At 72.2% G+C, this 25,923-nt stretch carries 26 protein-coding genes; 7 read left to right on the top strand and 19 right to left on the bottom strand.

Annotation, left to right across the window (positions count from 1 at the left end; translation table 11 throughout):
- Positions 1 to 179: 179 nt before the first annotated feature.
- Complete coding sequence (gene pdxR, locus ACU436_RS11895) at positions 180 to 1,607, top strand: MocR-like pyridoxine biosynthesis transcription factor PdxR (protein WP_459024534.1); 1,428 nt, start codon at positions 180 to 182, stop codon at positions 1,605 to 1,607.
- A 67-nt stretch (positions 1,608 to 1,674) separates the two neighbouring features.
- Here the strand turns inward: pdxR and ACU436_RS11890 are convergent, their stop codons facing one another.
- From ACU436_RS11890 to ACU436_RS11880, 3 genes are all read right to left on the bottom strand, one after another.
- A complete protein-coding gene (locus tag ACU436_RS11890) occupies positions 1,675 to 2,820 on the bottom strand; it encodes an acyl-CoA dehydrogenase family protein (protein WP_459024532.1) in 1,146 nt (381 codons plus the stop codon).
- 1 nt (position 2,821) lies between these two features.
- Positions 2,822 to 4,015, bottom strand: coding sequence for a cytochrome P450 (locus ACU436_RS11885; RefSeq protein ID WP_459024531.1), 1,194 nt, complete (start codon positions 4,013 to 4,015; stop codon positions 2,822 to 2,824).
- A gap of 123 nt (positions 4,016 to 4,138) precedes the next feature.
- Positions 4,139 to 5,170, bottom strand: a complete 1,032-nt coding sequence (locus ACU436_RS11880) for a uroporphyrinogen decarboxylase family protein (protein WP_459024530.1) — start codon at positions 5,168 to 5,170, stop codon at positions 4,139 to 4,141.
- 35 nt (positions 5,171 to 5,205) lie between these two features.
- Here ACU436_RS11880 and ACU436_RS11875 point away from each other — a divergent pair, with 35 nt between their 5' ends.
- Entirely contained in the window at positions 5,206 to 5,628 is a 423-nt protein-coding gene (locus tag ACU436_RS11875) for a PPOX class F420-dependent oxidoreductase (protein WP_459024528.1), read from the top strand.
- Positions 5,629 to 5,632: 4 nt separating this feature from the next.
- On the opposite strand, the gene ACU436_RS11870 is transcribed toward ACU436_RS11875, so the two are convergent.
- The 6 genes from ACU436_RS11870 to ACU436_RS11845 form a co-directional block, all read right to left on the bottom strand.
- Positions 5,633 to 6,586 (bottom strand): quinone oxidoreductase family protein, encoded by a 954-nt coding sequence (locus ACU436_RS11870; RefSeq protein ID WP_459024526.1) that lies wholly within the window; start codon positions 6,584 to 6,586, stop codon positions 5,633 to 5,635.
- A complete protein-coding gene (locus ACU436_RS11865; RefSeq protein WP_459024525.1) occupies positions 6,583 to 6,945 on the bottom strand; it encodes a hypothetical protein in 363 nt (120 codons plus the stop codon). Before ACU436_RS11865 ends, ACU436_RS11870 begins: the two co-directional genes overlap by 4 nt.
- On the bottom strand, positions 6,942 to 7,802 hold the full coding sequence (locus ACU436_RS11860) for a DODA-type extradiol aromatic ring-opening family dioxygenase (RefSeq protein WP_459024524.1): 861 nt from the start codon (positions 7,800 to 7,802) through the stop codon (positions 6,942 to 6,944). Before ACU436_RS11860 ends, ACU436_RS11865 begins: the two co-directional genes overlap by 4 nt.
- Positions 7,795 to 8,595, bottom strand: a complete 801-nt coding sequence (locus tag ACU436_RS11855) for a citryl-CoA lyase (protein ID WP_459024523.1) — start codon at positions 8,593 to 8,595, stop codon at positions 7,795 to 7,797. Before ACU436_RS11855 ends, ACU436_RS11860 begins: the two co-directional genes overlap by 8 nt.
- The gene (locus ACU436_RS11850) at positions 8,588 to 9,757 is read right to left on the bottom strand and encodes a CaiB/BaiF CoA transferase family protein (protein WP_459024521.1); all 1,170 of its coding nucleotides are present in this window, start codon (positions 9,755 to 9,757) and stop codon (positions 8,588 to 8,590) included. The genes ACU436_RS11855 and ACU436_RS11850 overlap by 8 nt, the downstream gene beginning before the upstream one ends.
- Before the next feature lie 142 nt (positions 9,758 to 9,899).
- Positions 9,900 to 10,706 carry an IclR family transcriptional regulator domain-containing protein gene (locus tag ACU436_RS11845; RefSeq protein ID WP_459024519.1) on the bottom strand — a complete coding sequence of 269 codons (807 nt, stop codon included), beginning with the start codon at positions 10,704 to 10,706 and terminating at the stop codon, positions 9,900 to 9,902.
- A gap of 154 nt (positions 10,707 to 10,860) precedes the next feature.
- Here ACU436_RS11845 and ACU436_RS11840 point away from each other — a divergent pair, with 154 nt between their 5' ends.
- From ACU436_RS11840 to ACU436_RS11825, 4 genes are all read left to right on the top strand, one after another.
- A complete protein-coding gene (locus ACU436_RS11840; protein WP_459024517.1) occupies positions 10,861 to 12,318 on the top strand; it encodes an amidohydrolase family protein in 1,458 nt (485 codons plus the stop codon).
- Positions 12,315 to 13,577: an MFS transporter gene (locus ACU436_RS11835; RefSeq protein ID WP_459024515.1), complete on the top strand. Its 1,263-nt coding sequence runs from the start codon at positions 12,315 to 12,317 to the stop codon at positions 13,575 to 13,577. The genes ACU436_RS11840 and ACU436_RS11835 overlap by 4 nt, the downstream gene beginning before the upstream one ends.
- 54 nt (positions 13,578 to 13,631) lie before the next feature.
- Positions 13,632 to 14,525: a ketopantoate reductase family protein gene (locus ACU436_RS11830; protein ID WP_459024513.1), complete on the top strand. Its 894-nt coding sequence runs from the start codon at positions 13,632 to 13,634 to the stop codon at positions 14,523 to 14,525.
- A gap of 90 nt (positions 14,526 to 14,615) precedes the next feature.
- Positions 14,616 to 15,557, top strand: coding sequence for a right-handed parallel beta-helix repeat-containing protein (locus ACU436_RS11825; RefSeq protein ID WP_459024511.1), 942 nt, complete (start codon positions 14,616 to 14,618; stop codon positions 15,555 to 15,557).
- A 169-nt stretch (positions 15,558 to 15,726) separates the two neighbouring features.
- Here the strand turns inward: ACU436_RS11825 and ACU436_RS11820 are convergent, their stop codons facing one another.
- From ACU436_RS11820 to ACU436_RS11795, 6 genes are all read right to left on the bottom strand, one after another.
- A complete protein-coding gene (locus ACU436_RS11820) occupies positions 15,727 to 16,572 on the bottom strand; it encodes a nitrilase-related carbon-nitrogen hydrolase (protein ID WP_459024509.1) in 846 nt (281 codons plus the stop codon).
- 14 nt (positions 16,573 to 16,586) lie between these two features.
- Positions 16,587 to 17,558 (bottom strand): glycine betaine ABC transporter substrate-binding protein, encoded by a 972-nt coding sequence (locus ACU436_RS11815; protein ID WP_459024507.1) that lies wholly within the window; start codon positions 17,556 to 17,558, stop codon positions 16,587 to 16,589.
- A gap of 14 nt (positions 17,559 to 17,572) precedes the next feature.
- Positions 17,573 to 18,334 carry an ABC transporter permease gene (locus tag ACU436_RS11810; RefSeq protein WP_459024505.1) on the bottom strand — a complete coding sequence of 254 codons (762 nt, stop codon included), beginning with the start codon at positions 18,332 to 18,334 and terminating at the stop codon, positions 17,573 to 17,575.
- A complete protein-coding gene (locus tag ACU436_RS11805) occupies positions 18,331 to 19,524 on the bottom strand; it encodes a betaine/proline/choline family ABC transporter ATP-binding protein (RefSeq protein ID WP_459024503.1) in 1,194 nt (397 codons plus the stop codon). Before ACU436_RS11805 ends, ACU436_RS11810 begins: the two co-directional genes overlap by 4 nt.
- A complete protein-coding gene (locus ACU436_RS11800; protein ID WP_459024501.1) occupies positions 19,521 to 20,165 on the bottom strand; it encodes an ABC transporter permease in 645 nt (214 codons plus the stop codon). The genes ACU436_RS11805 and ACU436_RS11800 overlap by 4 nt, the downstream gene beginning before the upstream one ends.
- 130 nt (positions 20,166 to 20,295) lie before the next feature.
- Positions 20,296 to 21,051, bottom strand: coding sequence for an IclR family transcriptional regulator (locus ACU436_RS11795; protein WP_459024500.1), 756 nt, complete (start codon positions 21,049 to 21,051; stop codon positions 20,296 to 20,298).
- A 121-nt stretch (positions 21,052 to 21,172) separates the two neighbouring features.
- Here ACU436_RS11795 and ACU436_RS11790 point away from each other — a divergent pair, with 121 nt between their 5' ends.
- Complete coding sequence (locus ACU436_RS11790; protein ID WP_459024498.1) at positions 21,173 to 22,219, top strand: homocysteine S-methyltransferase family protein; 1,047 nt, start codon at positions 21,173 to 21,175, stop codon at positions 22,217 to 22,219.
- Positions 22,220 to 22,229: 10 nt separating this feature from the next.
- Here ACU436_RS11790 and hepT read toward each other — a convergent pair whose 3' ends face one another.
- The 4 genes from hepT to istA all read right to left on the bottom strand — a co-directional run bounded on the left by hepT (position 22,230) and on the right by istA (position 25,496).
- Positions 22,230 to 22,670 (bottom strand): type VII toxin-antitoxin system HepT family RNase toxin, encoded by a 441-nt coding sequence (gene hepT / locus ACU436_RS11785; RefSeq protein ID WP_459024496.1) that lies wholly within the window; start codon positions 22,668 to 22,670, stop codon positions 22,230 to 22,232.
- Complete coding sequence (gene mntA, locus ACU436_RS11780; RefSeq protein ID WP_459024495.1) at positions 22,667 to 23,056, bottom strand: type VII toxin-antitoxin system MntA family adenylyltransferase antitoxin; 390 nt, start codon at positions 23,054 to 23,056, stop codon at positions 22,667 to 22,669. The genes hepT and mntA overlap by 4 nt, the downstream gene beginning before the upstream one ends.
- Before the next feature lie 371 nt (positions 23,057 to 23,427).
- The gene (istB, locus tag ACU436_RS11775; RefSeq protein ID WP_459024493.1) at positions 23,428 to 24,225 is read right to left on the bottom strand and encodes an IS21-like element helper ATPase IstB; all 798 of its coding nucleotides are present in this window, start codon (positions 24,223 to 24,225) and stop codon (positions 23,428 to 23,430) included.
- On the bottom strand, positions 24,225 to 25,496 hold the full coding sequence (gene istA / locus ACU436_RS11770; protein ID WP_459024492.1) for an IS21 family transposase: 1,272 nt from the start codon (positions 25,494 to 25,496) through the stop codon (positions 24,225 to 24,227). Before istA ends, istB begins: the two co-directional genes overlap by 1 nt.
- Positions 25,497 to 25,923: the final 427 nt, after the last annotated feature.

Below are 25,923 nucleotides of genomic sequence, written 5' to 3'. Positions count from 1 at the left end.
TGACCCCCGGTGCGTCTCAGGCGGCGGCGGGTCGGCCGGCCCGCACTGCTCGTCGGGGTGCCGGCCGCTCGTCGACAACGTGCACCATGTCGCTTCCTCCAGATCTGGCGGGTGCGACCAGGCTAAGGTGAAGGTGGTGTGGACAACGGTCCAAAGCGATAGGAAGTAGCCGGTCCAATATGGGGTCGAGCGAGTCCAGGAGCGGCTTTCCCGCCGACGTTCTGATCGCGCTCGACCGTTCCCGACCGCGCAGCCTGCGCGCGCAGCTCGAACGTGGCCTGCGCGACGCGATCAGCCGTGGAACGCTGGCCCCTGGCACGCCGCTGCCACCCTCCCGGGTGCTGGCCGGTGAGCTGGCCGTATCGCGCTCGGTCGTGGTCGAGGCCTACCAGCAGCTCGTGATCGAGGGTTACCTACAGGCCCGTCGCGGATCGGGCACCCGCGTCCGCAGCGAAGACACGGCCCGCCGCCGGCCACGCCCGACCGGACGCGGGGCGCCGTTCTGGCCGATGATGCTCGGCCCCGACGACACCACCCCGGCCAGCGGGCTGCCCGATCCGGCGCTGTTCCCCCGCCAGGAATGGCTACGCCACTACCGGGACGCGCTGCGTGAGGTCCCCGACCGGGACCTGCTCTACCCAGAACCGCGCGGCACCCGACCGTTGCGCGCGGCCCTGGCCACCTACCTGGGGCGGGTGCGGGGTGTGCGGGCCACCGAGGAGCAGGTGCTGGTCTGCGGTGGCTTCTCCCAGGCGCTCACGCTGCTGTGCCGAGCCCTTGCCCGACGCGGCGTACGCCGCGTCGCGGTCGAGGATCCGTGCTTCGCCCACCACCGCCTGCTGATCCGCGCGAGTGGCCTGCGGCCGGTACCGGTGCCCGTGGACGAGCAGGGCATGCAGGTCGCGCGCCTGCCCGCGCTGGACGTCGGCGCGGCCCTGCTCTCGCCCGCGCACTCCTACCCCAGCGGGGTCGTCCTGTCCGCCGACCGCCGCGTCGAGTTGCTCGACTGGGCCCGGGCGGCCGACTCCGTTGTCATCGAGGACGACTACGACGCCGAGTTGCGCTATGACCGGCTGCCGATCGGCGCGCTGCAAGGTCTCGACCCCGACCACGTCGCCTACGGAGGCAGCGTGAGCAAGGTCCTCAGCCCCGCGCTCCGCCTCGGCTGGCTGATCGCGCCGCCCCGACTGATCGACGAGAGCGTTCGCGCCAAGTTCCTCGACGACGTCGCCACCGAAGCCCTCGGGCAACTCGCCTTCGCCCGCTTCCTCGACAGCGGCGCCTTCGCCCGACACTTGCGCCGGGTGCGCCCGATCTACCGGTCCCGTCGCGACCGGCTGCTCGCCGCCCTCACCACGCACCTCCCCGAGATCCGATCCAGGGGCGAGGCGGCGGGGCTGCACCTCCTGCTGCGGCCGCCTGCGGAGCTCGACCCGGATGCCCTGCTCGGCGTCGCGACCAAGCACGGCATCAGACTCGAACGAGCGGCGCCCCACTGGGCGGACCACGATCGGGCGCCCTCGGCCCTGCTGATCGGATACGGCGCGCTCCGCGCCAACACGGTCGAGCGTGCGATCAGCAACCTCGCCGCCGAACTCCACGCGTGACCCGCCCGCCGGACGCCGCAAGCCCGGCCGTGGCGATCACGGTGCGCGGCCGCAGCGGCGGTCCCGCTCAGCCGTCCCCGGGTACCAGGTTCATGTAGAGCCAGTCGTGCCCGGGCGCGAACCCCCCGAGGTGGCGTCCGCAGGCCTCGATCACCCCCGGTGCGCTCGTGACGTGCTGCGTGCCCGCGTGCATGTCCCGGAAGTACTGCTGGAGCACCCCGGCACGCAGGGCGGTGGTGCCTCCCGCGCGGTAGACCGCGACGCTGATCTCCTCCGCCGCCCAGGTGGCGTTGTAGAGGGCGAGCCGCACCATCGTCTTCTGCCGCACGTCGAGCGGGTTCCCGGAGCCGATCGTCCCGCTCGCCGCGCGCCAGGCCTCGTGGACGAACGCGCGTGCCGCGTGCCAGCGCGCCTCGGCCTCACCGTAGGTCGTGTGGAAGTGCGGGTTGTCCGCCATCGTTCCGGGGCGGCCCGCCTTCGAACGGACCAGGGCGGCCAGCTCGTCGAGCATCCGGCGGGAGACGCCCAGCGCCCACCCGGAGTGCCCGATCAGCGCGAACTGGATGATCCCGAGCCGGTACAGGTCCCCGCCCCGCACCGGGGTCTCGGTGGGGCCGGGGTGGGTGAAGGCCGCCGGCACGTGGACGTCCTCGATCGTGTAGTCGATGCTGCCCGTGGCCTGCAGGCCCATGACGTCCCAGTTGTCGACCAGCTCGGCCTGCTCGACGGGGAGCACGAAGATCAGCGGTTCGCCGGTGTCCTCGACGACACCGAGCGTGTGGATCCACTGGGCGTGCTTGATCCCGGAGGCGAACGACCAGGACCCGGAGAGGCGGTAGCCGTCGCCGTCGCGCACGGCCCGGCCCGGCCGGGTGCCCTGCCCCGCGACGACCGGGAACCGCGGCCCGCCGAACATCGCGGCCACGGCCTCGTCACCGAGGTACGCCCCGCCGGTGCCGGTGGCGAGCGCGGCCGCCATGAGGACCCACGCCGCGGACGGGTCGGCCTCGGCGAGCGCTTGCACGACCTCCACCGACGACAGCGGGTCGAGCTCGGCGCCGCCCAGCGGCCGCGGCGTCCACATGCCGAACAGGCCCCCGTCGTGCAGGGCGTCGGCGACCGGTGCGGCGAGGTCGCCCGCCGCCTCGCCCGCGGCGGCGTGGTCGCGCAGGAGGGGCTGCAGGTCCCGGGCCGCCGCGACGAGGTCGCCCATCTCAGTCCTCCGTCTCGACGCTGACCGCGACGGTGCCGAACGCGCGGATCAGGTTGTTGAGGGCGCGCTCGGGCGGGCCGTCGAGCCGGAAGCGGGTGACGGAGCGGGCGAGCGCGGTGAGCAGGGACTCGGCCTCCATGCGGGCGAGGGCCTGACCGGCGCACCCGTGCTCGCCGACGCCGAACCCGAGCTGCTGCACCGCGTCGGGGCGGGTCACGTCGAACTCGTCGGGGCGCGCGAACTTGCGCTCGTCGCGGTTGGCCGACGCGTAGATCACCAGCACCCGCGACCCGGCCGGGACCGGTACGCCGCCGATCTCGGTGTCGGTCTCGGCCAGCCGCCCGAACGCCCGGATCGGCGACTCGTACCGCACGACCTCGTTGACGGCGTTCGTGACGAGGGCGGGGTCGGCCCGCAGGCGGTCCCACTGGTCGGGGTGCTGCGCGAAGAGCCAGATCGCGCTGCCGACGGCGCTGATCGTGGTGTCGAGCGACGGCGCGATGTAGTCGAGCATCAGCATCATGCACTGCTCGGTGGTGACCTCGCCGCGGTCGCGCGCCTCGAGGACCCCCGCTCCGAGGCTGCCGGGCAGGACGTTGCCGGTGCGGACGAGCTCGGCGCCGAATGCCGCCATCTCGCCGCACTTGGGCAGCGCCCGCTCGGTGCGCGCGTTCATCGGCCCGAAGGAGTCGAAGTTGGCGCCAGCCCACTCCAGCAGGTGCTCGCGCCCCTCCTGCGGCCAGCCGATGAAGTCCGGCACGACCGACATCGGCAGTGCCCGCGCCAGGTCGGACACCGCGTCGAAGGAGCCCCGCCGCACGAGGCCGGCCACGAGCTCGTCGGCCCGTTCGGTGACGAGATCGCGCATCGGGCGCAGCGCCCGCGGCAGCATCCGGTGCGCCACCACCTTGCGCAGGTGCGCGTGCAGCTCGCCGTCGCTGGCGAGCGTGCAACCGAGGATCGCCTGGTTGGCGGGCTCGTTGAGGGCGATCCCGTTCGCCGACCGGAAGGTGTCACTGTCCAGCAGGACGGCGCGGGCGTCGGCGTAGCGCGACACCGCGAACGCCCCGTGCTGCTCCAGCCAGACGGCGGGCCCGAGCTCGCGCAGGGCGCGGTAGTGCTCGTAGGGCTCGAGGAGCGCCTGGTCGGTGTAGATGTCCGCGCCGTAGGTCGGGGCGGAGACGCTCGCGGTCATGTCCGAGGTCCTTCCGGCAACGCTGCAGGGCTGAGAGTGGACAGGTGTCCGCTGCGCGGACGGGAGATCGACGCTGCCGGTGCGTCCCCGGTGGTGTCAAGACGACGTCCGGCAGCCGGAAACTCAGACGAACTCCGCACGCAGCTTCCGCGCCGCCTCGGCCATCGCCTGCATCTTCCCGAACGCCGAGTCGCGCGGCAGGTACTTCATGCCGCAGTCGGTGGCGATCACGATGCGCTCGGGTGGGACGTGGTCGAACGCGCGCCGGGTGCGCGCCGCCACCGTCTCCACGCTCTCCACGGCGTGGTCGGACAGGTCGACGACGCCGAGGATGATCGTCTTGTCGGCGAGGTCGGCGAGCACGCCGAGGTCGAGCCCGGACTGCGCGGTCTCGATCGAGATCTGGTCGGCGGTGCAACCCGCCAGCTCGGGGAGGAAGGAGTAGCCCTCCGGCCGCTCGTGGATGATCGCGGCGTAGCCGAAGCACAGGTGCACGGCGGTGGTGCCGGTGACGCCGTCGAGCGCCGCGTTCAGCGCCTCCAGGCCATAGGCGCGGGCGGCGTCCGGGCGGGCCTGCAGGTACGGCTCGTCGATCTGCACGATGTCGGCGCCCGCGGCGAACAGGTCCTTGATCTCCGCGTTGACGGCGGCGGCGTAGCCCATCGCGGCCGCCTCCGCGTCGGGGTAGTGGTCGTTCTGGGCCTGCTGCGACATGGTGAACGGGCCGGGCACGGTCATCTTGATCGTCTTGCGGGTGTGGGCCCGCAGGAACCGCAGGTCCTCCACCTCCACCGCCGCCGGCCGCGAGATCGGGCCGACGATCCGGGGCACCGGGTTGGGGTGGCCGCTGCGGTCGAGCGCGGTGCCCGGGTTGTCGACGTCGACGCCCTCGAGCGCGGTGGCGAAGTGGTTGCTGTAGCTCTCGCGGCGGATCTCCCCGTCGGTGAGGATGTCGAGCCCGGCCTCCTCCTGCAGGCGGATCGCCACGACCGTGGCGTCGTCCTGCGCCTCGGCGAGATGCTCGGGCGGGATGCGCCACAGCTCCTTGGCCCGCACGCGGGGTGGGAAACGGCCGGCGAGCTTCGCGCGGTCGATCAGCCAGTCGGGTTGGGCATAGCTTCCGACGAGGGACGTCGGTAGCAACGGCAACGACACGGATCCTCCTTGAGGAGATCGATACGATCGGCGGTGTGAGCGGACTTCCCACCGAGCTGCGGGACCTGATCGAGTCCGGCCCGCTGGCCCATCTGAGCACCATCAACCCCGACGGCAGTCCGCAGGTGAGCGTCATCTGGATCGGCCTGGACGGCGACGACATCGTGTCCGGCCACATGGCGCGGTACGCGAAGATGCGCAACATCGAGCGCGACCCGCGGGTCGTGCTGTCCTTCGTGGCGCCCCGGGACACCGGCGTGGTGCTGAACCCGTACGCGGTGCTGCGGGCCCGGGCCGCCGTCGAGCCCAGCGACGACGCGTGGGACCTGCTGGACCGCCTGACGAAGGTCTACATGTCCCCCGACGACGAGTTCCCGGCGCCGAAGGGCCCCGGCTACATCGTCCGCTACTCGGTGGAGCGGATCGGCGGCGTCGGTCCGTGGACGGAGTCCCACTAGCACACTAGGGCCTCAGGACGATCCGGCCGCCCGCGCGGCCGTCGGTCTGGCGCTGCCACGCCCCGGCCGCGTCGGCGAGCGGGACGACCTCGTGCGCGACGGTGAGCTCGCCCCGGGCGACGTGCTCGGCGACGGCCGTGACGGCGGCGGCGCGCTGCTCGCGGGTGAGCGCGTTGTTGGTGTAGCCGAGCAGGCGCAGCGAGCGGCTGCGCAGCGTGGACGTGTCGATCGGCGAGGTCTCCGCCGCCGACCCGCCCAGGTTCACCAGCCGCCCGCCCGGGCGCAGCGTCCGCATCGCCCCGGCGGCCGGGGCGCCGAAGAGGGGGTCGAGCACCAGGTCGGCCGGGCCGTCGCAGGCCGCGGTGAACCGGGAGGCCAGCTCGTCGTGGTCGTCGGTGTCGAGCACGACCACGGCGTCGGCCCCGGCCTGCTCGGCGCGCTCCCGCGCCGCGGCCGAGCGGGCGCCCGCCACCACCCGGCGCGCCCCGGCCGCCCTGGCCAGCTGCACGGCCGCCTGGCCCACCACACCGCCCGCGCCGAGCACGATCACCTGTTCCCCGGCGGCGAGCTCGCCGCACCAGGTCAGCGCCATGTGCGCGGCCACGGCGGACAGACCGGCCGCGGCCACGGCCACCGCGTCGGCGGCCGCCGGGAGCTCCACCAGGTCGTCGGCGGCCACGGCCGCGACCTCCGCCATGCTGCCGTCGCCCGGGGCCATGCCGGCGGTCGTCGGGAACCAGACGGTCCGCCCGTCGACCTCCCCGACGCCCTGCACGCCGGGGACGTACGGGGTGGCGGGCTTCCCGAAGTACGAGGTGCCGGTGGCGCACAGCAGGTCGAGCGGGGTGATCGGCGCGGCGAGCACGTCGACCAGCACCTGCCCCTCGACGCCCGCGGGCGGCTCCTGGTCGGCCACCACCGGCGGCCGGCCGAGCTCGACGATCCGGGCAACCCTCACGTGGAGATGTCCGGGTAGGGCAGGGAGAACCCCGACAGCCGCCGCGCGTACTCGAGCTGGAAGCCGAGCGGCTCGGCGTGGTCGCGCTCGAACATCGCGATGAACAGCGTCAGCGTGAGGAAGGGGTGCGCGCCCAGCTCGAAGAGCTTCGGGTAGTCGTGCCCCGCCAGCGCGGCGCGCTCCTCGTCGTCGAAGGCCAGCCAGGTGCTCTTCTCGGCGCCGACGCAGTTCAGGAGCCGGTTGGCCTCCTCGGCCTCCCACCACGCGACCGTGCCGACGGGGTCGGCGCGGTAGCGCTCGACGAGGTCCGCGTCCCGGTCGACGGTGAACAGGAACTTGTCCAGCAGGTACTTGCTCACCGAACACCCCCCGGGTACCAGGTGAAGTAGGCCTCCATGGTGTGGAAGAGGTCGTAGGTGTCGACGTAGTCGGCTTTCTTCCCCTCCCCCGCCACGCCCATCATCAGCATGAAGTCCATGAACCCGTGGGTGGCGTTCCCGGGGGCGTGCAGGCTGTCGAGGGTGACCTCGGCGAGGCAGCCCTCGATGTCGCCCGACGAGATCCACTCCACGGCCTTCTGGTCGAACTGCGGATCGGGGCCGTGCGGGCCGAACTGGCGCGGCCCGCCCAGCTCGAGCGACAGGTGCCCGGTGCCGATCACCGCCACCCGCTGGTCCGACGGCCACGACTCGACGAGCTGCCGGATCGCCCGCCCGAGCTGCACGAACCGCTTCGGCTGCGGCAGCGGCGGCGCGAAGATGTTCGTGTAGACCGGCACGATCGGCAGGTCGGCGTCCGGGCGCAGGGTGATGATCGGGCACGTGATCGAGTGGTCGATCCGCAGCTCGTTGGAGAACGCCAGGTCGAAGCCGGCGTCGAGACCCTCGCGCAGGATGTACGCGGAGAGGTCCTCCTGGCCGGCGAGCCGCATCCGGGGCAGCCCGAACTCGCGCTCCTCGTTGTACCAGTTGGCGTCGTACACCGGCGCCTTGCCGACGAGGAACTGCGGCATGTTGTCCAGCCACAGCTGGTGGAAGTGGTCGGAGCCGACCATCACCAGCACGTCCGGCCGGGCCCGCGTCAGCGTCTCCCGGAACGCCTCCACCTTGCGCACCCACTCGTCCGCGAACGGCGGGCGGTCCGCACCGGTGGAGGTGCTGGCGCGGTAGTAGAACGGATGGTGCGTAGACGCGATCACCGCGACCACTTCAGCCACGAGGACCTCCCGGCTCGTACGGATCGGGCTCGACGGAGGAGTTGTTCAGGTCCACCGACAGGAAGATGTCATTGCCCACGGGGTGGCGCAGCTCCTCGGCGAGCTGACCGATCAGGCCGGCCGCGCGCGCGAGCAGGGCGAACCCGCGCAGCAGCTCCAGGGGCAGGCCCAGGTCGGCGAGCGCGGCGCCGCACACCCCGGCGCCGTTGAGCGGCAGGGTCTTCCCGAGGACCTCGGGGTGGACCCGCCCGATCGCGGCGAACAGCTGCAGGTGCGGCCCGAACAGGTCCTCCTCCCGCGCGATCGCCATGAGGCGCGGGGTGCGCGGGTCGCCGTTCTTGTGCACGTGGTGGCCGAGGCCGGGCACGAACCGCTTCGCCTCCCGCTGCGCGCGCACGATGCCCAGGGCGAGGGCGTCCCAGCCCGCGTCGTCGGTGGGCAGCTCCGGCGGGAGCTGCGCGTGCAGGAACCGGCCGCAGTCCTCGGTGACGCCGAGGAAGCGCGAGCCGCCGCCGAGCAGCCCCGCCGCCAGCGCGCCCTGTACCGAGTCCGGCGCCGAGAGGTAGGTGAGCCGGGTGACGATCGCGGTCGGCGTGTAGCCGTGGTCGGCGAGCGCGGCGAGCACGGCCTCGAAGACCCGGGTCTCACCCGTCGTGGGGCGGCGCTGGGTGGCGAGCCAGAACGACAGCTCGCCGAACCCGACGTTGCCCATGACGTCCTCGGCCAGGTCCTGCCCGAGGAGCGTGATCTTCTCCAGGGTGGACGCCCCCAGGGCTGTGCGGTACTCAGGCATGCCGGTCATCCTGCGGTGTCGAGAGCCATCTGCGCAGCTCGGCGCCGTGCTCGTCGAGCCCCGGCGGGGGTAGGCGGTACCCGGCCGGGGTGGCGGAGAACCGGATCGGGTGCCGGGTGGTGGGCATGGCCCGTTCCCCCTCGCCCGCCTGGACGACCGGGTCGAGCCCGAACCGGTCGGCCATCGCGAACCCGCCGTCGATCGTCTGGATCGGGCCGCACGGCACCCCGACGGCCACCAGCTCCTCGAACCACTCCACCGCCCCGTGCCGCGCCAGCCGCTCGACCAGGACCGGGCGCAGCTCCTCCCGGTTGGCGGTGCGGTCGACGTTGCGGGCGAACCGCGGGTCGTCGGCCACCTCCGGGATCTCCAGCACCTCGCACAGCTTGCGGAACTGCCGGTCGTTGGCCGCCGCGATGATGATGTCGTCGTCGGCCGTGGGCAGCGGCTCGTACGGGAACACGCTCGGGTGCGCGTTGCCCATCCGGTAGGGCACCTCGCCGCCCGCCACGTACGCCGAGCTGTGGTTCACCAGCCCCGTCAGCGCCGAGGAGAGCAGGTTGACCTCGACGAGCTGGCCCTCGCCGGTGCGGTCGCGGTGGCGCAGCGCGGCGAGGATCCCGATCAACGCGTGGTTGCCGGCCATCACGTCGAACACCGAGATCCCGGCCCGGTACGGCGGGCCGTCCGGGTCGCCGGTGAGGCTCATCAGGCCCGACATCGCCTGCACCATCAGGTCGTAGCCCGGGACGTGGCTGCCCTTCCCGGCGCCGAACCCCGTGATCGAGCTGTAGATGACGCCCGGGTTGGCCGCCCGGACCGACTCGTAGTCCAGCCCGTACCGGGCGAGGCCGCCCGGCTTGAAGTTCTCGATCAGCACGTCGGCGCGTCGCGCCAGCTCGCGTGCCGCCTCGGCGTCGGACTCGGCGCGCAGGTCGAGCGCGATCGAGCGCTTCCCGCGGTTGATCCCGAGGTAGTAGGTCGAGACGCCGTCGTGCTCCGGGGGGATCCAGGTGCGCGTGTCGTCGCCCGTCGGGCCCTCCACCTTGATCACGTCGGCACCCATGTCGGCCAGCAGCATCGTGGCGTACGGGCCGGCCAGGATGCGGGAGAAGTCCGCGACCAGGATCCCGGCCAGCGGCCCCGCCGCGCGAGAGGCCATTCACCCACCTTCCGTCCGTTCAACGGACAGATGTCCGCGGCAACGGATCCTTCCCCCGGAGGGAGGTCGCGTCAAGCTCGCCCGAACCGCAGCATGGTGGCCATACTCCGGCCGAACCGGAGTATGGCCACCATGCTGCGACTCAGGACGCCGTGACCGTCACGTGCGGGACCGTGTCCAAGCGGGCGAAGTCGGCGCTGATCTCCCCCGCCGTCTGCAGCAGGAGCGGGAGGTGGTGCTCCAGCAGGCGCTCCACGGAGGTCTCGGCGGCGTGGCAGTTCACGTTGACCCCCGCGATCACCCGGCCCGAGCCGTCGCGCAGCGGCGCGGCGATCGAGCGGATGCCCAGCGCGAGCTGCTCGTCGGTGAGCGCCCAGCCGCGGGCCCGCACCTCGCGCAACACCGCGTCGCGCTCGGCGGGGTCGGGCTGCCAGCGCGGGACGAGCCCGGAGCGGGTGGGCTCGGCCAGCACCCGCTCCAGCTCGTCCGGCGCGAGCGCCGCGAGCTGGACCTTCCCCAGCGACGTCGGCAGCGCCGGGAACCGGGTGCCGATCTGCACGGCGAGGGTGACGATCTTCGGCACGGCCACGCGGGCGACGTAGACGATGTCCGAGCCGTCGAGCTGGGCGATGGAGCAGGACTCGTCGGTGCGCGCGACGAGCCGCTCCAGGTGCGGGCGGGCGACGTCCCACAGCCCTGTCGACCGCACGTAGGACACGCCCAGGTCGAGCACCCGGGGCGTGAGCGTGTAGCCCCGATCCGCCGTGCGGACGTAGCCGAGCTCCTCGAGCGTCAGCAGGATCCGGCGGGCGGTCGGGCGGGCGAGGTCGGTGGCGGTGGCCACCTCGGCGAGCGTCATCACCGGCCGGCCGGGCCGGAAGGCGGTGATGACGTCGAGCCCGCGGGCCAGCGCCTCGATGAAGTCCGGACCGGTCCCTGCGCGCGGCATCGCACGAGGGTAACCGCAGTGTCCGCGGAACGGACACCCACGCTCGCCGCCGGATCGATCGGAGGGCGGATTGACACCCGGCCCGAGCTGCACAAAGCTGCGCGTCCTAGGGCGACCGGCACGCGGACGTCCGTCCGTCGCAAAGGAGCGTCAGGTGACGAACCAGCGCACGCCCGTCGTCCTGCGGGGAGGCACGGTCCTCACCATCGACGCGGCCCACACGGTGCTCCCGGATCACGACGTGCTGGTGGTCGGCGAGACCATCGCGGCGGTCGGCCCCGCACTCGCGGTGCCCGACGGCACCGTCGAGATCGACGCCACCGGCGGCATCGTCCTGCCCGGCATGATCGACACCCACCGGCACATGTGGCAGACGGCCATGCGCGGCTACGGCGCCGACTGGACGCTGACGCAGTACTTCGTGTGGAACTACCTCGAGTGGGGCAAGGTCTTCCGCCCCGAGGACGTGCACGCGGGCAACCTGCTCGCCGCCCTCGAAGCGATCGACGCGGGCGTCACCACCACCGTGGACTGGTCGCACGGGCTGCAGACCCCCGAGCACGCCGACGCCGCGGTCGACGCCCTGGCGTCGGTACCCGGGCGGTTCGTCCTGGCCTACGGCAACATCCAGGACGCGCCGGCGAGCTGGACGGCGTCGCCCGGGTTCCGCGACTTCGTGACCCGCCGCTTCCCGGGCGGGCGCGGCGACGACGTGCTCGGGTTCCAGCTCGCGTTCGACGTCACCGGGGACCCGGCCTTCCCCGAGAAGCCGGCGTTCGAGGTGGCCCGCGAGCTGGGGGTGCCGGTCACCACGCACGCCGGGGTGTGGGGGGCCACCGGCGACGACGGCATCCGGCTCATGCACGAGCACGGCTTCATGACCCCCGAGACCGTCTACGTGCACAGCGCCTCGCTCTCGCCCGACTCCTACCACCGCATCGCCGCGAGCGGCGGCTCCGCCTCGGTGTCCACGGAGAGCGAGCAGAGCGCGGGCCAGGGCTACCCGCCCACCTGGGCGCTGCGCGCGTACGGCATCCCGGTGTCGCTGTCGATGGACACCTCGGTGTGGTGGAGCGCCGACCTCTTCTCGGCCATGCGGTCCACCCTGGGCGCCGACCGCTCCCGCGAGCACCTGGAGGCGCACGCGAAGGGCGACACCGTCACCCACTCCTCGCTGCGGGCGGCGCAGGTGGTGGAGTGGGCCACCCGCGGCGGGGCCCGGGCCCTGGGCCGGGAGGACCGGCTGGGCAGCGTCGAGGCCGGCAAGCTGGCCGACCTCGTGCTGATCAAGAACGAGCACTCGCCCGTGATGTTCCCGCTGCTGCACCCGCACGGCCACGTCGCGTTCCAGGCCCAGCGCGGTGACGTGCACACCGTGCTGGTGAACGGGCGGGTCGTGAAGACCGACCACCGGCTCGTCGGGGTCGACCTGACGGCGGCGCGGCAGGCGGTGGAGCGCACCGTCGAGTACCTGCGCGCGCAGCTCGGCGAGGAGGCCTGGGAGAAGGGGATGAACCCGGACGTCCCGGAGACCAAGATCCTCGACAACCCCTACACGTACACCGACTTCCGCAGCACCAGCACCCACGAGCGCCGGGAGGAGCTGCGATGACCCAGGAAGCGTCACGGGGAGCGACCCGGCGGGCGGCGGCACCGGCGGGCCGGGCGGCGGTCGCGCTGGGCTTCGCCGTCCTCTGCCTGTCCTACGGCCTGAACGCGATGGACCGGCAGGTGTTCTACCCGCTCGTGCCGGAGATCCGCGAGGAGTTCGGCTTCTCGCTCGACCAGGCCGGCCTGCTCGCCACCGGCTTCACGCTGGGACTCGCGATCACCGGGATACCGGCCGGGTACCTGCTCGACCGGATGTCCCGCAAGACGATCGTCGTCGCGAGCGTGCTCGTCTACTCGGCCGGCACGATCGCCATCCCGCTCGCCGCGGGCTTCGTGGACATGGCGATCTACCGGCTGGTCTCCGGCGTGGGTGAGGGCGTGCAGGCCACCGCCATCTACGCGATCATCGGCGCCTACTACTTCCACCGCCGGGCCTTCGCCGCCGGGTTCATCGGGGTCGCGTTCGGCCTGGGCGTGTTCCTCGGTCCCGTGACCGGGCAGGCCATGGCCGCCGCCTCGGACACCTGGCGCACCCCGTTCTACGTCTTCGGCGTGGCAGGCCTGGTCGTCGCGCTGATCCTGCTGGTCACGGTGCCGCGGACGATGAGCGAGGCGGTGGCCGGGCGCGGCGCCACCGCGGAGGAGACGAGCTACGACCACGTTCCCGCCAGCCCGTACAACCGCAACTCGATGGCGTTCGCGATCACCTCGGCGGTGTCCGGCCTGGTGTTCTACGGGTTCCTCGGCCTCGACCCGACGTTCCTGCGCGAGGAGCTCGCCTTCGCGCCCGGTGAAGCGGCGCTCGCCGCGTCGCTCGTCGGGTTCGGCGCGATGATGGCGCTGCCGGTGGGGTGGCTCGCCGACCGGATGGACCAGCGGATCCTCATGGCCGTGGGCTTCGTGGGCACGGCCGTGTCCACGCTGTTCGCCTACACGGTGGCCACCGGTGCCGCCGCGCACTACGTGCTCGCGTTCCTGATCGGCACCTTCGCCAGCGGGGTGCTGTTCACCAACTGCACCACGGTGCTGCAGCGCTCGGTGCGACCCGAGCACGTCGGCCGCGGCGCGGGGCTGTTCATCCTCACCTACTACGTCGCCGCCGCGGTGTCCGGGCTGATCTTCGCCCGGCTCGTCGCCGGTATCGGCTGGCAGGGCGCCGGGCTCGTCCAGCTCACGCTGCTGCCGCTGCTGGGGCTCGCCGCGCTCGTGCTCGTCGACCCCCGGCGCATGCTGCTCCCGCCCGCACTGCGCCGGGCCTGAGCGGCCGCCCGCGGCCGGGTGACACGATGGCGGAAACGGCCGGGAGGAGCGGGCATGGCGGAGCGGGTGGGGATTCTCGGGGCGGGCGCGGTCGGCGGGATGCTCGCGGTCCTGCTCGCCGAGGCCGGTCACGAGGTCACCGTGCTGGCCTCGGAGCGCACGAGCACCGCGATCAACGTCGACGGCCTGGCGCTGCGCAGCCAGCGCTTCGGCGAACGGCGGGCCCGGGTGCCCGCGCGCCCGTACCTCACCGCGCCGGTCGACGTCCTGTTCGTCGCGGTCAAGGCCCCGGACCTGCTCGCCGCGCTGAGCCGGGTGCCGTCCGCGCTGCTGGCCGACGCCGCCGTGGCGCCGCTGCTCAACGGCACCGACCACGTCGCGCTGCTGCGGGCGGCGCTGCCGCAGTCGGCGGTCGTGCCGATGACGGTCGCGGTCGAGGCCACGCGGGTCGCGCCGGGCGTGATCGAGCACGTCTCACCGTTCCTCGACTACGGGCTCGCCGAGGAACGTGAGCACGCCCGCGTCGACCCGGAGGACCTGCTCCGCGCGGCCGGCCTGGACGTCGACGCCTCCGCGCCCGACGAGGCCACGCTGCTGTGGCGCAAGCTCTCCTTCCTCGCCCCGCTGGCCCTGCTCACCACCCGCGCGAGGCAGCCGATCGGGCCGGCCGCAGGCGTCCACCCCGACCTGTTGGACGGGCTCGTCGCCGAGACCGCTGCCGCGGCGGCCACGGCCGGCGCCGAGATCGACCCGGACGCCGTCGGGAAGCGGATCGCCGGCCTGCCCGCCGGGATGCGCTCGTCGATGCTCAAGGACGCGATCGCCGGCGCCACCCTGGAGCTCGACGCCATCGCCGGGCCGATCCTGCGCGCCCTGCCCGACGGCGCCCCGGTCACCCGCGCGGTCGTCGCGGAGATCGTGGATGCCGGGTCCGCAACCCCATCCTGAGATGCCTGCCAGAAACTGATGCCGGCATGACCGCTCGGGGGACATGCTGGACGGGTGACCACAGACGCGCCTCTGCGGAGCCGTGGGCCCGTGCGGCTCGCTCTGGCCCGGTGGGGGGCGATCCTCGCGGTAGCCGCCCTCGGCCTGGCCGGCTGCGGGTCCTCCGAGACCGGGAGCGCCCACCCCCAGCCGCCCCCGGCGGGCGACCAGCCACGGTGCAGCATCGAGGGCGCGGTCGGCAGCGTGCCACCGGTCGTGCCGGGTGACGTCGTCTGCCTGTCCGGCACGCTGGACTCGCGGTTGACCATCGACACCGGCGGGACGCCCGACCGGCCCGTCACCTACGTCGGGGTCGACACGGCCACGGTGGCCGGCATCGACGTCCTCGCCAGCAACGTCGTCGTCCAGGGGTTCGACTCGGTCGACGCCCACTCCATGGGCGCGAAGCTCCAGGGCGACAACATCGTGTTCCAGGACAACACGATCCGCCATCCGGTCAACGCCGGTGACGACACCGACGGCATCCGGTTCTTCGGCGACCACATCACGATGCAGCGCAACGTGATCTCGGACGTGTCCGACGGATCCGACTGCTCGGACGACGGCTGCGGCGACGGCCCGCATCCGGACTGCTTCCAGAGCTACTACAGCGACGAGTACCCGACGAGCAGCGACATCGTCATCGACGGCAACCGCTGCGAGGACGTCGCCGCGCAGTGCCTGATCGCCGAGGGTCCGAACCTGCCCGACGAGGGCGTGCAGGGCCCCGGCGCGAGCACGAACTGGACGTTCGGCAACAACTACTGCGACGACGACGCCGTCCAGGCGGTGATGGTCAAAGACGTCCAGAACGTGGCGATCACCGGCAACGACTTCGAAGGCCACAACGACAAGGCGATCGCCCTCGCCGACGGGTCCACCGGCGCCCATGTCGACGGCAACACGCTGAACCCGCGCATCCCGAAGCTGATCACGTTCGACGACGACCAGGAGGCCGACGGCTACGTCGGCCCCCCGCCCGACGAGGACTGAGGCCCCTAACGTCCCGAACCGGAAGTCCACCACACAACTCGACGGCCCAGCTCCCCGCTGAGCACACCGGCGAACCGTCCGAGTACGCCCGGTACGAGGCCGGCCCGCCGGCGCACCCAGCGGAAACCTGGATCCGCCGATTTATGCACCGGACTTCCGGTTCGGGACGCTAGAGGTCTCCACCCTCGTCCAGCAGGCGCGTGACCTCCCGGCTGATCAACCCCAGCCGGGCCTCCTTGACCAGCGGGATGGCGCGGCGACGGCGGCGGACGTCGGCCAGGTCGATGTCCACCGTGAGCAGGTGCTCCTCCCCGTCAGGAGCTTCGGCGACCGTCTCGCCCCACGGGTCGACGACGTGCGAGCCACCCCAGAAGCGCAGGTCGCCCTCGGCGCCGACGCGGTTCACGAACACCACGAAGAGCTGGAACATCCGCGCGTAGAAGCGGGTGATGTCGCGCCAGTAGGTGCGCGAGTCGTAGTGCCCCGGGAACTGGCTCTGCGCGCTCGCCGCCGGCACGAGCAGGACGCGGGCACCGTCCTGCGTGGCGAGGAACGCGAGCTGCGGCTGCCAGGCGTCGTTGCAGAGCAGCACCGCCATCCGGGTTCCGCCCGCGCCGGGGAACGCGCGCAGGTTCGGCCCGGGCGTGAAGTGCTTGCGCTCCTCGAACGACTTGTAGGTCGGCAGGTAGAGCTTGCGGTGCAGGTGCACGAGCTCGCCTCGGGCGAAGTAGCCCGTGCTGTTGTAGGTGTGGATGCCGGGCCCGTCCTCGACGAACCCGGCGAGGACACCCGCCTCGCCCGCCCGCCGCGCGACGCGGGCGAGGCGCGGGTCGTCGGCCCGCATCGACACGTCGTCGGACAGGCCGCCGATCGAGTAGCCGGTGAGGTGCAGCTCGGGGAAGACGACCAGGTCCGCCCCGGCTGCAACGGCGCCTGCCACGGCCCGCTCCGCGCGGTCGGCGTTCGCGTCGACGTCCCCGAGCGCGGCGTCGACCTGCGCGAGTGTGATGCGCACCTGGCGGCCCGCCGCTATCCGATGAAGCCGTTGTCCTGCAGGAACTGCTCGGCCACATCCTCGGGCAGCTCGCCCCCGACGTCCACGCGCTCGTTGAGCCCGCGCATGAGGTCGGTGGTGAGCTTCGCCGCGATCGGGTTGAACACGTCGGCGAGCTGCGGGTGCTGGTCGAGCACCTCCTGCCGCACCGTCATCGCGGCGTTGTAGGGCACGAAGAACTGCTGGTCGTCCTCGAGGATCACGAGCTTGTTGGCCGCAACGGCGCCGTCGGTGGCCGTCACCTCGCCGAAGTTGCAGTTCTGCCCGCTCGCGATCTCCGCCGGGACCAGGGACAGCTCCAGCTCGGCGACCCCGTCGTCGGGCAGGTCGAAGCCGTAGGCCTTCTCGAGACCGGGCCAACCGTCGTCACGGGTGAGGAACTCGGCCGCGGCGCACATCCGGGCCTGCGCCGGGTCGCGGTTGACCAGCGCGGCGTACTCGCTCAAGGTGTGCACGCCCAGCTCGGCGTCGCGGCCCTGTGCGGTGGCGATGGCGTAGGTGTTGTCCACGGGGGCGGGCGCGAGCCAGGCGATCCCGTTCCCCTTGTCCTCGGCCGCCACCGCGTCGTAGAGCTCCTGGTCGCCCTTGGGCGCCGACTGCGGCTCGTGCTGCAGGTACGTGGTCCAGCCGGTGCCGGTGTAGTCCCAGTACATGTCCAGCTCGCCGGCCGTGAGCGCCGTGCGCACGTTGGTGCTGCCGGTGATCGTGTTCAGGTTGCCCACCGAGGCCCCGGTGGCCTCCAGGGCCTGCACGGCGATCTGGCCGAGCACGATCTGCTCGGTGAACTCCTTCGAGCCGACCCGGAACGTCGCGCCGGACAGGTCGATCGCGGACAGTGACCCCGCACCGCCGCCGCCACCGGTGTCGCCGGCATCCCCACCACCGCCGCCGCACGCCGTCACCGCCAGCGCCGCTGCCGCGAGCACCGCCATCATCCGGATGTGCATGGCCATCCCTTCCCTTACAGACCCTTGGGCCGGAGCACGTCCTCCGCGACGCGACCGACGTAGTCGATGAACAGGGCGAGCACCGCGGTGAGCACGCTGCCGACCACCGTCACGATCGGCCGGTTCTGCACCAGGCCGGTGATGATGATCGTGCCGAGCCCGCCCGCGTTGGTCAGCGCCGCCAGCGCCGCCGTGCCGACGTTGATCACGAGCGCGGTCCGCAGGCCGGTGAGGATGACCGGGACGGCGAGCGGCAACTCGATCCCCGCGAGGACGCCCCGGCGGCTCATCCCCATCCCGCGGCCCGACTCGATCACGGCCGGATCCACCTGCTGCAGCCCCACCACGGTGTTGCGCAGCACCGGCAGCGCCGAGTACGCCACCAGCGCGACGACCGCGGGCCAGAACCCGATGCCCCAGACGATCGCGAGCAGGACGAGCACCCCGATCGACGGCACGGCCTGGCCGATGTTGAACACGGCCACGGCCGGGGCCACCACCCCGCGGGCGAACGGGCGCGTCAGCAGGATCCCGACCGGCACCGCGACGACCAGGACGACCGCGGTGGAGACGACCGTGAGCACGACGTGCTCCACCACGGCGGGGACGATGAACTCGAGGGTGAGGCGGCGCGCCTCGATGCTGTCGAGGGTCCGGCTGCCCACGTACAGCGCGAGCGCGGCCAGCACCAGCACGAGCACGGCGGGCGTGACGAGGTACCCGGCGAGCGACCGCCGGTGCGGTCGCTCGACCTCCTCGGCGATCGCGACGGTCATGGCGCCGGGTCCGGCTGGGCCGCTGTGTCCGGGTCCGCTTCGAGCAGATCGCGGGCCGCGCGGCGCTCGCCGGTCCGCATCCCGCGGATGGCCTCGTTGATCGTGTCGATCTCGACGACGCCGGCGTAGGCGCCGGACTCGTCGGTGACGACCGCGGTGCTGTAGCGGGCGGTGAGCATCTCGTTGAGGGTGTCCGAGAGCGTGGCGAACGGCGTCACCATGGTCATCGGCAGGCCGACCTCGGAGAGCTTGCGCTCGCCCACGCGCGCCAGGTGGTCGGCGCCCACCCAGCTGCGCGGGCGCCGCGCCTCGTCGAGCACGAGCAGGCAGCCCCGGTCGCTCTCCAGCAGCATGCGGCGGGCCTGGGCCGGGTCGGCGTCCTCGGCCACGGTCGGCCACTCGCTCAGCTCGATGTCGCGCACCCGCGACAGCGACAGGCGCTTGAGCGAGGCGCCGCGGCCGATGAAGTCGGCGACGAAGTCGTCGGCCGGGTCCACGAGGATCCGCTCCGGGGTGTCGTACTGGGCGACGTGCGAGCCCTCGCGCAGGATCGCGATCCGGTCCCCCATCTTGATCGCCTCGTCGATGTCGTGGGTGACGAAGATGATCGTCTTCTTGAGCTCCGACTGGATCCGGAGGAACTCGTTCTGCAGCCGGTCGCGGGTGATGGGGTCGATGGCGCCGAACGGCTCGTCCATGAGCATGACGTCGGGGTCGGCGCTCATCGCGCGGGCCACGCCGATGCGCTGGCGCTGACCGCCGGACAGCTGCTTGGGGTACCGGTTGCGGTACGCCGCCGGGTCCATCCCGACGGTCTCGATCAGCTCGTCCACGCGCTTCGCGATCCGCGCCTTGTCCCACTTCAGCAGGCGCGGGACCGTCGCGATGTTCTCCGCGATCGTCTGGTGCGGGAAGAGCCCGATCTGCTGGATCACGTAACCGATACGCCGGCGCAGCCGGTCCGCGTCGACCTTGGTGACGTCCTCGTCGTCGAGGACGATCCGGCCGGACGTCGGCTCGATCAGCCGGTTGATCAGCTTCATCGTGGTGGTCTTGCCGCACCCCGACGGCCCCACGAAGATCACGATCTCACCCTCGGGGATGTCCAGCGAGAGGTCGTCGACCGCGGGCTCCTTCTGCCCGGGGAACCGCTTGGTGAGGTTCTCGAGGCGGATCTTGGTCGGGCTCATCGGATCCCCCTCGACGTCGTCAGCCGGTTCAGCAGTACGTAGAACAGGTCGAACAGCACCGCGAGGACGACGACCCCGAGGGTGCCGCCGAGCACGAGGTTGAGCGCGTTCGGGCTGGACAGGCGCGACACCCCCGCGAAGATGTCGTTGCCGAGGCCGGGGCCCTGGATGTAGGCGCCGATCGCGGTGATGCCGAGGGTGATCAGGGTGGACACCCGCATCCCGGTGAGGATCACCGGCCAGGCGAGCGGCAGCTCGATGCGCAGCAGGCGCTGGACGCGGCCCATGCCCATGCCCTGGGCGGACTCGACGACGGCGGGGTCCACCTCCCGCAGCCCCACGACCGTGTTGGCGACGATCGGCAGCAGCGAGTACATCACGAGCGCGACGACCACCGACGTCGTCCCGATGCCGAACACGTTGATGAAGAGGCCGAAGAGCGCCAGCGACGGGAGGGTCAGGAACACCGACGTCGTCGCGATCACGAACTGTCGTGACCGCGGGCGGTTGTAGGTGGCCATGCCCAACCCCACGCCGACGACGGTGGCGATCAGCACTGCCACGACCGTGACGGCCGCGTGCTCGATGCCCAGCTCGAGGAGGTTGTCCCAGCGGCTGCCGAGGTAGTCGAAGAAGTTCACGTCACGCCCCGGGACCCGGCTCGGCGCGAACCCTGCACGACCACCTCCTGATCGACTCGTCGGGCGACTCTGGCACGGCGGTGCCCGGGGCACAAGGCGACTGCCCGAGCGGCAACACAGTCGAGACCTCTCACATGAGCGTCGCCGACAATGCCGCTGCCCGTTCCTGAAGACTCGCAACCGCCGCCGCCATCACGTCCTTCGTGAACCGGCCCGCCGGGCCCTGCACGGCGAGGATCGCCACCAGGTCGCCACGCGGATCCAGCACCGGCACCGCGACGGCGTGCAGCTCGACCTCCCGTTCCGACCGCGCCTGCGCCCACCCCTGCTCCCGGACCCGAGCCACCTCCTCGGCGAGCCGGTCCGGGTCGGTGATCGTGTGCGGCGTGAACGCGGGCAGCGCGGCGGGGGTCGGGGCGCCCGTCCAGGCCTGGTAGACCTTCCCGGTCGACGTGGCGTGCATGACGCTCGGCCGCCCGACCTCGGCCACGCTGCGGACCGTCGACGGGCTCTGCACGAAGTCGACGGTGACGGCCGTGTCGCCCGCCGGCACCGAGAGCGTCGCGGTCTCGCCGGTGGACTCCATGAGGGCGAGCAGGTGCGGGCGGGCGATCTCGCGAAGTTCCACCCCGGCCAGCGCGGCGTTGCCGAGCTGGATCAGCCGCAGCCCGAGGCGGTAGCGCCCCGTGGCCGGCACCCGCTGCACGAGCTCGTCCCGGGCGAGGGTGGCGAGCAGCCGGGAGACCGTGCTCGCGTTGATCCCGGTGCGCCGGGCGAGCTCGTTGGTGCCCAGCTGCCCCGGCCCGTCGGAGAGGGCCATCAGGACGGAGACGGCCCGCTCCACCCCGGAGATCAGCCGTTCTGTTCGCTCGTTTCCGCTGGTCATGCTACGGTCCTCGAAGATTGGGAAACGGTGTTGCCCGTGCGGCAACACTCATCGTCCCCATGATGCTCCCGTAGATCGATACCGCCCACCAGCGGCCGGGCGGCGCAGCGGAGGTGGCACGTTGTCCCGACCGATCACCGAATCCCTCACCGACCGGCTCGCCGACGGGCCCGTCGTCTGCGCGGAGGGCTACCTCTTCGAGCTGGAACGCCGCGGCTACCTGCAGGCGGGCGCCTTCGTCCCCGAGGTGGTGCTCGAGCGCCCCGAGCGCGTCACCGCCCTGCACGAGGAGTTCGTGCACGCGGGATCGGACGTCGTCGAGGCGTTCACCTACTACGCCCACCGCGAGAAGCTGCGGCTCATCGGCAAGGAGGACCTCCTCGAACCGCTCAACCGGCAGGCGCTCGCGCTGGCGAGCCGGGTGGCCGCCGCCACCGGCACCCTCCTGGCCGGGGACGTCTGCAACACCAACGTCTTCGACCCCGCCGACCGATCGAGCGCCCACCGGGTACGAGGGATGTTCACCGAGCAGGTCGGCTGGGCGGCCGACGCGGGCGTCGACTTCGTCATCGGCGAGACGTTCGGCTTCCTCGACGAGGCGATGATCGCGCTGGAGGTCGTCCGCGAGGCCGGCCTGCCGGCCGTGATGACGCTGAACCTGCACGACGTGGCGGCCACCCGCGAAGGCGTCCCGCTGCCGGAGGCGATGCGGCGGCTCGCCGGCGCCGGTGCGGCGGTCGTCGGGCTCAACTGCGGGCGTGGCCCGGCCACGATGCTCCCCCTGCTGGCCGAGCTGGTCGCCGCCGTCGACGTCCCGGTGGCGGCGCTGCCGGTGCCCTACCGCACCGACGCGGAGCACCCCAACTTCCAGGGCCTGGTCGACACCGCGTACCCGCCGCCCTCCGGGCGGCCGTTCCCCACCGCCCTGGACCCCTTCACCTGCAACCGCTTCGAGATCGCCGACTTCACCCGCGCCGCCGCCGCGGTGGGCGTGCGCTACCTGGGCCTGTGCTGCGGCGCGGCCCCGCACCACGTGCGCGCCATGGCAGAGGCACTCGGCCGCACACCCCCGGCCAGCCGGTACGCCGAGGACATGTCCCGTCACGTCTACTTCGGCACCGACCCCGCGCTGGCCCCGCACAACCTCGAGTACGGCCGGACGATCTGACGACCGAGCGCTACCGGGACCGGGTGTCGTCGGCACGATCCCGCAGAGCCGCGAGGAACGCCCTCAGGTCCGCCGGGCCGGCCGATGCGATGGCGTGGACGCGCCGGAGGTCGAGCCGGCCGTACCCGTGCACGACGAGGTTGCGGAACCCGGCAGCACGCCCGAGGCGTTCCGCGAGGGCGTCGGGGATGACGTCGACCTCTGCCAGTTGCCGGAATGCGTCGCCGTACGTGGGCGGGCTACCGAGGCCGAGCCGCACGCACGTCGAGACCGCGAGGTCGATCACGACCTGCACCGCCTGCCAGAGATGTAGAACGACGGTGTCCGTCGCGGAGGTCAACGGGCGCAGATCGTCAGGATCCGCCGGAAGGTGCTCCGCCACCCGATCGAGGTGCCGCACCACGGCCGCCGCTCGCTCGGCCAGAAGCTCCCGATCGACCCGATCCGTCATCCGAGCGCCGCGAGCACGTCGTTCTGGGCCGCGCGGATGACCGGGCCGGCATCGCACCAGAAGTGCACCGCTTCGAGCTGGAACTCGCGAAACGTGCCCTCGCCACGCTCCACGAGCACCACGCCGTCACGCGCGGCGCGGTACCGGAGCAGCGCACTCGCACGGCGGAGGTCGACGAGGTCGACGGCGTCCGTGCCCAGGGCGCTCGTGAGTGCGGCCGACAACCCGACGAGATCGGTCGTGCCGTCGGTGAGCACCCCGAAGTCCCAGTCCGAAGCCGCGCCCTCGTCTCCGCGCGCGCGCGATCCGTGCAGCACCAGTACCTGCACCCCGGCCATCGCCGGATGCCCGTGCATCTGCGCGGCGATCTTCTGGTCCGGTGTCACGTCCGGAAGCGTAGCGGGAGCAAGTAGGGGCGCGCCGAACCGAAGCCTCATGATCAAGTCGATCCCACGCGTCTCGAGTAAGGATCGAACACCCAAGGGGTCGACATGACCATGCACACGCCCACGTTGCCGGGCATGATCGTTGCGAGACCAGGTTTTGCGTCCTCGTGGAGGGTGTTGCCGAATCGAACTCACCGGAGCCGTGGTGGGTGTGACGGGACCACCGGATAGTCCGCGCGCACCCAGCAGCAACGGGCTCGTCCAGAACCGGCGTGCCCTACAACCGGGGACGGCCGCCAACGCAACCCCATGTCAACGGCGCGCGAATCTTGACCCTCTGGCGGCATCTGAAAGTTGACCCCCTTGGTTGGTCATGTGTCGTCGGTGGTGGCCGCGGGGACGCGGCCGAGGTCGCGGTCTTTGAGTCGGTAGCTGTCGCCTTTGAGGGCGATGACCTCGGCGTGGTGGACGAGGCGGTCGATCATGGCGGCGGCGACCACGTCGTCGCCGAACACTTCGCCCCAGCGGCCGAACACCTTGTTGGAGGTGACGATGAGGCTGGCGCGTTCGTAGCGGGAGGACACGAGCTGGAAGAACAGGTTCGCGGCCTCGGGTTCGAAGGGGATGTAGCCGACCTCGTCGACCACGAGCAGCGGGATTCGGGCGAGTTTGGTGAGCTCGGCTTGCAGGTGGCCGGCGTGGTGGGCGTCGGCGAGGCGGGCGACCCACTCGGCGGCGGTGGCGAACCCGACCCGGTGCCCGGCCTGGCAGGCCCGCATGGCCAGGCCGATGGCCAGGTGGGTTTTGCCGGTGCCGGGTGGGCCGAGGAACACCACGTTGTCCCGGGCAGTGACGAAGTCGAGGGTGCCCAGGTGGGCGATGGTGTCGCGTTTGAGGCCGCGGGCGTGGTCGAAGTCGAACTCCTCCAGGCTCTTGCGGGCCGGGAACCGCGCGGCCCGGATCCGGCCCTCGCCGCCGTGGGACTCCCGCGCCGAGACCTCCCGTTGCAGGCAAGCGACCAGGAACTCCTCATGTGTCCAGCCCTCGGCGCGGGCCCGCTCGGCCAACCGGGTCACCGATTCGCGCAGGGTGGGCGCCTTCAACGCCCGGGTCAGGTAGGCGACCTCGGCGACCAGATCCCGCTGGCTGGCCTTCATTTGGGTGGGCATCAGGCCACCCCGCCCTCGCCGGCACCGGTGTCCATGCCTGTGTCGAGGTCGGTGAGGCCGAGTGCGGTGTCGTAATCGGACAGGCGCCGCTGCTCGACCTGCGGCTCCGGAGCGGGACGCACCATGCCGATCCGCTTGCGGCGCAGTACCTTCGCCGCCGAGACATGCTCCGGGTCGGAGATCGTTTGATGCCACGCCCAGATCCGCTCGTGGTCGGCGACCAGCTTGCCCTCGCAGACGGCTCGCACCCGGTCGAGGTCGGCGATGATCTCGATCCGGCGGCCGATCACGCCGGGATGGACCGAGTAGTCGTTGGAGCCCAACCGGACGTAGTGGTCACGGGCCAGCCGGGTCGAGGCCCGCCACCCGGTCGCCGGCGCCACCGGTGGCAACGCCAGCATCGCCTGACGGTCCGCGGTGATCCGATCGCTCGGGGCGCAGCCCAAAGCGCGGCGAGGCCGGGTGTTCACCACCGCCAACCAGTCGGCGAGTTGGGTGTTGAACTGCGCCGGTGAGCCGAAGGTGCGGCCGGGCAGGAACGAGCGCTCCAGGTAGTCGTGCGCGCGTTCGATCAGACCCTTGGCCTCCGGGTCGGCCGGCCGGCAGATCAGCACCTTCGCCCCGAGCGTTCCGCGGAACGCCTGACACTCGGTCGTGAGTTCGCTGCGCCCGCCGCGCCATCGCCCGATCGCGCCCTCACCGTCCCACACCAGCACCCGCGGCACCGACCCCAGCCGCTCGAGCAGCTGCCACCAGCCAGCGAACAGGTCCTGCGCCTTCCGCGAGGGGATCAGCACCGCCGACAGCCACCGGGCATAGCCGGTCACCATCGTCAGCACCGGCAGCTGGGTCGGCTTGCGGACCTGCCCGAACCCGACCGGCAGCGTGATCGGCGGGAACCACAGGTCGCACTGCGCGATCTCCCCGGCCACATAGCTGGTGCGCGAGGCCGGGTCCGGCGGCAGATACGCCGGCCGCAACTCGGCCACCCGGTCGCGCAACACCCGGATCGACCGGGTCCACCCGATCCGCTCCGCGATCACCGTCGCGGGCATCGTCGGATACGCCGCCAACAGCTCCCGGATCCGCGGCTCCACCGCGTCCACGATCGACCCCGCCGGGGCCCGCTCATACTTCGGTGGCCCATCTGAGGCCAGCGCCGCGCGCACCGTGTTGCGCGAACACCCCATCACCCGGGTGATCGCCTTGATCGGCAACCCCTCCGACCGGTGCAACCGGCGGATCTCGGCCCAGTCCTCCACGCTCAGCACCCTCCTGATCTTGAGAACGATCTGGTGGAGGGGGTCAACTTTCACCCGCCGTAAAGGGGTCAGTTTTCACGCGCCGCCGACACCCCAGGATCCGGTAGTGCACCCAACCCAGCCACCCACCCCAGGCGACGGAGTCGACGAACCGGAGCGCACGCACACGAAGCCGGCGACGCGAGGCGGGGCAGCAGCGGCCGGCCGGGCACGGCGCGCCCACCGCAGCCACGCTGAAATGCGACTCACAGCCCATGATCGGCCCGAGCAGCACACCAGCGCGGTGGTCGCGACCGTGACGTACTGCTCGCAGCGGCCGGCCGGGGCCGGCGACCGGGGTGCCGCGTTCCGCTGAACGCCCCGGAGTCCATCCCGCGGCGACCGTGATCGACGAGTGCGGTCACAGAGCCGCACGGGTGCGGCCTGAGAACCGCAT

Source organism: Pseudonocardia wallangbongensis (assembly GCF_054486945.1).
Note: the sequence above shows the minus strand (reverse complement) of the source record. Positions and strands in the feature narration are given on the sequence as shown.

What these genes read in the sequence shown, in the direction of transcription:
- ACU436_RS11835 (WP_459024515.1), top strand. Translation starts at nt 12,315, where the DNA reads ATGACCCAGGAAGCGTCACGGGGAGCGACCCGGCGGGCGGCGGCACCG.
- istB (WP_459024493.1), bottom strand. Translation starts at nt 24,225, where the DNA reads ATGCCCACCCAAATGAAGGCCAGCCAGCGGGATCTGGTCGCCGAGGTC.
- ACU436_RS11855 (WP_459024523.1), bottom strand. Translation starts at nt 8,595, where the DNA reads ATGCCTGAGTACCGCACAGCCCTGGGGGCGTCCACCCTGGAGAAGATC.
- ACU436_RS11830 (WP_459024513.1), top strand. Translation starts at nt 13,632, where the DNA reads ATGGCGGAGCGGGTGGGGATTCTCGGGGCGGGCGCGGTCGGCGGGATG.
- ACU436_RS11885 (WP_459024531.1), bottom strand. Translation starts at nt 4,015, where the DNA reads ATGACCGCGAGCGTCTCCGCCCCGACCTACGGCGCGGACATCTACACC.
- ACU436_RS11795 (WP_459024500.1), bottom strand. Translation starts at nt 21,051, where the DNA reads ATGACCAGCGGAAACGAGCGAACAGAACGGCTGATCTCCGGGGTGGAG.
- ACU436_RS11845 (WP_459024519.1), bottom strand. Translation starts at nt 10,706, where the DNA reads ATGCCGCGCGCAGGGACCGGTCCGGACTTCATCGAGGCGCTGGCCCGC.
- hepT (WP_459024496.1), bottom strand. Translation starts at nt 22,670, where the DNA reads ATGACGGATCGGGTCGATCGGGAGCTTCTGGCCGAGCGAGCGGCGGCC.
- pdxR (WP_459024534.1), top strand. Translation starts at nt 180, where the DNA reads ATGGGGTCGAGCGAGTCCAGGAGCGGCTTTCCCGCCGACGTTCTGATC.
- ACU436_RS11890 (WP_459024532.1), bottom strand. Translation starts at nt 2,820, where the DNA reads ATGGGCGACCTCGTCGCGGCGGCCCGGGACCTGCAGCCCCTCCTGCGC.
- ACU436_RS11850 (WP_459024521.1), bottom strand. Translation starts at nt 9,757, where the DNA reads ATGGCCTCTCGCGCGGCGGGGCCGCTGGCCGGGATCCTGGTCGCGGAC.
- ACU436_RS11810 (WP_459024505.1), bottom strand. Translation starts at nt 18,334, where the DNA reads ATGACCGTCGCGATCGCCGAGGAGGTCGAGCGACCGCACCGGCGGTCG.
- ACU436_RS11805 (WP_459024503.1), bottom strand. Translation starts at nt 19,524, where the DNA reads ATGAGCCCGACCAAGATCCGCCTCGAGAACCTCACCAAGCGGTTCCCC.
- ACU436_RS11815 (WP_459024507.1), bottom strand. Translation starts at nt 17,558, where the DNA reads ATGCACATCCGGATGATGGCGGTGCTCGCGGCAGCGGCGCTGGCGGTG.